Origin of the sequence: Pseudoalteromonas sp. SR45-5 (assembly GCF_014163565.1) — a bacterium.
GTDB lineage: Bacteria > Pseudomonadota > Gammaproteobacteria > Enterobacterales > Alteromonadaceae > Pseudoalteromonas > Pseudoalteromonas distincta.
In genome coordinates this window covers 1-3907 of sequence record NZ_JACJDN010000387.1, presented here as the reverse complement: position 1 = coordinate 3907, position 3907 = coordinate 1, and the positions used below count along the sequence as shown (strand labels likewise).

Genomic DNA, 3907 nt, shown 5'->3' with positions numbered 1-3907 from the left:
GGGCTTTGAATAACCTTGTTTTAATCAAGGGTTTTAATTATGATCGCTTCTATTTTAAAAATTTCGAATAATTAACCTGCTGTAACTGATGTTCTCAATATAGCAAGTGTTGAGAATCATAGTGGAGATAAGTGGATGAGCAATGCGCCTGTAGACAATGGCCGACGTCGCTTTTTAACCATAGCTACCTCTGTTGTAGGTGGTGTTGGTGCGGCTGGGGCTGCTGTTCCTTTTATTGCGTCTTGGAATCCAAGTGAGCGAGCTAAATCTGCGGGTGCGCCTGTAGAAGTAGATATCAGCAAACTTGAGCCTGGACAATTAATACGTGTCGAGTGGCGTGGTAAACCTGTATGGGTTGTATCACGTACCCCAAAAATGCTTGAGCAGATGAAAGAACATGAAGGTCAACTTCGTGATCCGCAATCGCAAGAGCCACAACAATTAGAATCATCAACAAATGATTACCGTTCATTACGTCCAGAAATATTTTTGGCTGTAGGTATTTGTACGCATTTAGGATGTTCACCAGGCTTTTTACAAGGTAATTTTGGTGAGAAAGTAGAAGGGACTGATGACGGTTTCTACTGCCCGTGCCACGGTTCTAAATTTGATATGGCTGGTCGAGTATTTCAATCGGTACCTGCACCATTAAACTTAGAAATACCACCTTATACTTTTCTAGATGACACCACTATTTTAGTGGGCGAAGAAAGAGGGGTAGCCTAATGTTTGGTAAGATTATTGGTTGGATAGACGACCGAATCCCAATGACACGTGTTTGGAACATGCACATTGCACAGTATCCAGCACCTAAAAACTTTAACTTCTGGTACTTTTTTGGCTCACTAGCCATGTTAGTACTAGTAAACCAAATCCTAACAGGTATTTGGTTAACGATGAACTTTGTTCCGTCTGCTGAAGGTGCTTTTGCCTCGGTAGAGTACATCATGCGTGATGTAGAATATGGCTGGTTACTACGTTACTTGCACTCAACAGGTGCATCAGCGTTTTTCATCGTTGTATATATGCATATGTTCCGTGGCATGATCTACGGTTCTTACCAAAAACCGCGTGAATTACTGTGGTTATTTGGTATGTTCATTTTCTTAGCGCTAATGGCTGAAGCATTCATGGGATACTTATTACCATGGGGCCAAATGTCGTTCTGGGGCGCACAAGTAATCATTTCATTATTCGGTGCTATTCCGGTTATTGGTGATGACTTAACACTTTGGATCCGTGGTGACTACGTAATATCAGGTGCAACGCTTAATCGCTTCTTTGCATTACATGTAATTGCACTACCACTGGTTATTGTAATCTTAGTTTTCTTACACATTGTTGCTCTACACGAAGTGGGTTCAAATAACCCTGAAGGTATTGAGATTAAACGTAAGAAAGGCTCAGTAGCTGAAGAAGATAAGCCTAAATTTAAATTCCACGAGTATTACACTAACAAAAAAGACATTGTTGATGCGATACCGTTCCACCCTTACTACACAGTTAAAGATATTGTGGGTGTGGTTGGTTTCTTAATACTGTTTTGTTGGGTTGTGTTCTTTATGCCGGCGATGAATGGCTTCTTTTTAGAAGGTCCAAACTTCGAGGCAGCTAACCCACTTAAAACACCTGAGCATATTTTCCCGGTTTGGTACTTTACGCCATTCTATGCAATCTTACGTGCAATCCCTGATAAGTTAATCGGTGTTGCGGCGATGGGTGCATCGATTGTAGTACTTGCATTACTACCTTGGATAGACCGTGGTAGAGTTAAATCGGTTCGTTACCGTTGTGGTTTCCATAAATGGAACATTGCAGGCTTTGTTGTAACTTTCGTTCTTCTTGGTTGGGTGGGTGCAACTCCACAAACTGATATGAAAACGATTATTTCTCAAATCTGTACTGTGACTTACTTTATGTTCTTCGTACTGTTGTTTGTATACAGTAAGAACGAAAAAACTAAGCCATTGCCAGAGAGGTTAACGAAATGATGAAGAAGCTTATTATTGGTTTGTTTGCTTTATCAGTAAACTTGTTGCCTAACATGGTTATGGCAGCAGGTCCGTCGGTTCCTTTAATGGAAGCGAATAACGACCTTACTGATCAACCATCTTTACAACGCGGTGCAAAGTTGTTCATGAACTACTGTCTTGGTTGTCACCAAATGCAGTATCAACGTTATGAGCGTACTTTTCGTGATATCGGTATCCCAACAGAAGTTGGTTTAGAGCAGTTAATTTTTGACGGCTCTAAAGTAGGTAGCCATATCACCAACGCAATTACAAAAGACGATGCAGCAAAATGGTTTGGTGCGGCTCCGCCGGATTTAACTCTAATTGCACGTGTAAAATCACCAGATTATATTTACACGTACCTAAAATCGTTTTATAAAGATGAATCTCGCCCGTTTGGAGTTAACAATATTGTTTTTCCATCGGTAGGTATGCCTCATGTTCTTCAAGAACTACAAGGTTTACCAACGCCTATCACTAAAGAAGTAGAAGAACATGGCCACACTGTGACCAAAGTTATTGCTACTGAAACTGATGGTACGGGTGAATTAAGCGTAGATGAATACGACCAAGCGGCTCGTGATTTAACAAACTTCCTTGAGTACGTGGGTGAACCTTCACGTCTTGAATCGGAAGCGCTAGGTATTAAGGTAATAGGATTCTTAATAATTCTATTTATCTTGGCATTTATGCTTAAGAAAGAATACTGGAGAGATGTTCATTAACTTGAACATTTTTAAAGGTAATTTTGCAATAGGGGCTTAAGCCCCTTTTGCTGTTTTAGTTATTTAATGGAGGTATAGGCATGGCCGTAGCTGCCAATAAGCGCCCTGTAATGACCCTTTTTTCTGGTGCTAACTGTATGTATAGCCACCAAGTACGTATTGTACTTGCGGAAAAAGGTGTAAGTGTAGATATTCATTTGGCTGAAAAAGATAACTTGCCAGAAGCACTTCACGAAATTAACCCTTACGGCACAGTGCCAACACTGATTGACCGTGAGCTTGGTTTATACCAGGCAAACATCATCATGGAATACCTTGATGAGCGTTTTCCTCATCCTCCACTAATGCCTGTTTACCCGGTAATGCGTGGTCGTAGCCGCTTAATGATGCATCGTATTGATACTGACTGGTACAGCCTAGCTGACAAAATCAGTAACAACACGTCAGATGCTGCTCAAGCTCGTAAAGAGCTAACAGAAGCATTACTTGCTGTAGCACCTATTTTTAGCGAAGCACCTTACTTTATGAGTGAAGAGTTTAGCTTAGTAGATTGTTATTTAGCTCCACTATTATGGCGTTTACCAGAGTTTGGTATTGAGCTTAATGGTGCAGGTTCTAAAGAGCTTAAAGAGTACATGATCCGTTTATTTGAACGTGAGTCATTCCAAGCCTCTTTAACTGAAGCTGAGCGTGAGATCCGTTTATAATGACGCCTAATCGTCCTTATTTATTACGTGCTTTTTTTGATTGGATAGTCGATAACGAGTGTACACCGCATTTAGTGGTAGACGCTGGGTTTGCAAATGTACAAGTGCCAACACAGTTTGTTCAAGACGGACAAATTGTTTTAAACATAAGTCCATCAGCGGTCACACAGTTTTCGTTAGACTTAACCCAACTTAGCTTCAATGCGCGCTTTGGTGGTCAGCCAATGCAAGTGTATGTGCCTCTAGGTGCTGTGCTTGCAATATACGCGCGTGAAAATGGCGAAGGAACAGTCTTTACTGCAGATGAGTTTTTAGAGGACGAAGACGATTTTGTGCCTGAGCTTGAAAGTGTTGATTCATCAGCTGAATTTATTGATGAAACACCACCAGAAAAGCCACAGAAGAAAAAAGGCTCTCATTTACGCGTTATTAAATAATAAGTAAATGCAAAAAAAAAACCGCT

At 40.8% G+C, this 3907-nt stretch carries 5 protein-coding genes; all 5 read left to right on the top strand.

Going from position 1 to position 3907, the window contains the following annotated elements:
* Positions 1-135 precede the first annotated feature (135 nt).
* The 5 genes from petA to H5072_RS13785 all read left to right on the top strand — a co-directional run bounded on the left by petA (position 136) and on the right by H5072_RS13785 (position 3881).
* Positions 136-726 (top strand): ubiquinol-cytochrome c reductase iron-sulfur subunit, encoded by a 591-nt coding sequence (petA, locus tag H5072_RS13805; protein ID WP_002957962.1) that lies wholly within the window; start codon positions 136-138, stop codon positions 724-726.
* A complete protein-coding gene (locus H5072_RS13800; RefSeq protein ID WP_002957963.1) occupies positions 726-1991 on the top strand; it encodes a cytochrome b N-terminal domain-containing protein in 1266 nt (421 codons plus the stop codon). The genes petA and H5072_RS13800 overlap by 1 nt, the downstream gene beginning before the upstream one ends.
* A complete protein-coding gene (locus tag H5072_RS13795) occupies positions 1988-2737 on the top strand; it encodes a cytochrome c1 (protein ID WP_002957964.1) in 750 nt (249 codons plus the stop codon). Before H5072_RS13800 ends, H5072_RS13795 begins: the two co-directional genes overlap by 4 nt.
* An 80-nt stretch (positions 2738-2817) precedes the next feature.
* Entirely contained in the window at positions 2818-3444 is a 627-nt protein-coding gene (gene sspA, locus H5072_RS13790) for a stringent starvation protein SspA (RefSeq protein WP_002957965.1), read from the top strand.
* Entirely contained in the window at positions 3444-3881 is a 438-nt protein-coding gene (locus H5072_RS13785; RefSeq protein ID WP_002957966.1) for a ClpXP protease specificity-enhancing factor, read from the top strand. Before sspA ends, H5072_RS13785 begins: the two co-directional genes overlap by 1 nt.
* Positions 3882-3907: the final 26 nt, after the last annotated feature.

What these genes read in the sequence shown, in the direction of transcription:
- petA (WP_002957962.1), top strand. Translation starts at nt 136, where the DNA reads ATGAGCAATGCGCCTGTAGACAATGGCCGACGTCGCTTTTTAACCATA.
- H5072_RS13800 (WP_002957963.1), top strand. Translation starts at nt 726, where the DNA reads ATGTTTGGTAAGATTATTGGTTGGATAGACGACCGAATCCCAATGACA.
- H5072_RS13795 (WP_002957964.1), top strand. Translation starts at nt 1,988, where the DNA reads ATGATGAAGAAGCTTATTATTGGTTTGTTTGCTTTATCAGTAAACTTG.
- sspA (WP_002957965.1), top strand. Translation starts at nt 2,818, where the DNA reads ATGGCCGTAGCTGCCAATAAGCGCCCTGTAATGACCCTTTTTTCTGGT.
- H5072_RS13785 (WP_002957966.1), top strand. Translation starts at nt 3,444, where the DNA reads ATGACGCCTAATCGTCCTTATTTATTACGTGCTTTTTTTGATTGGATA.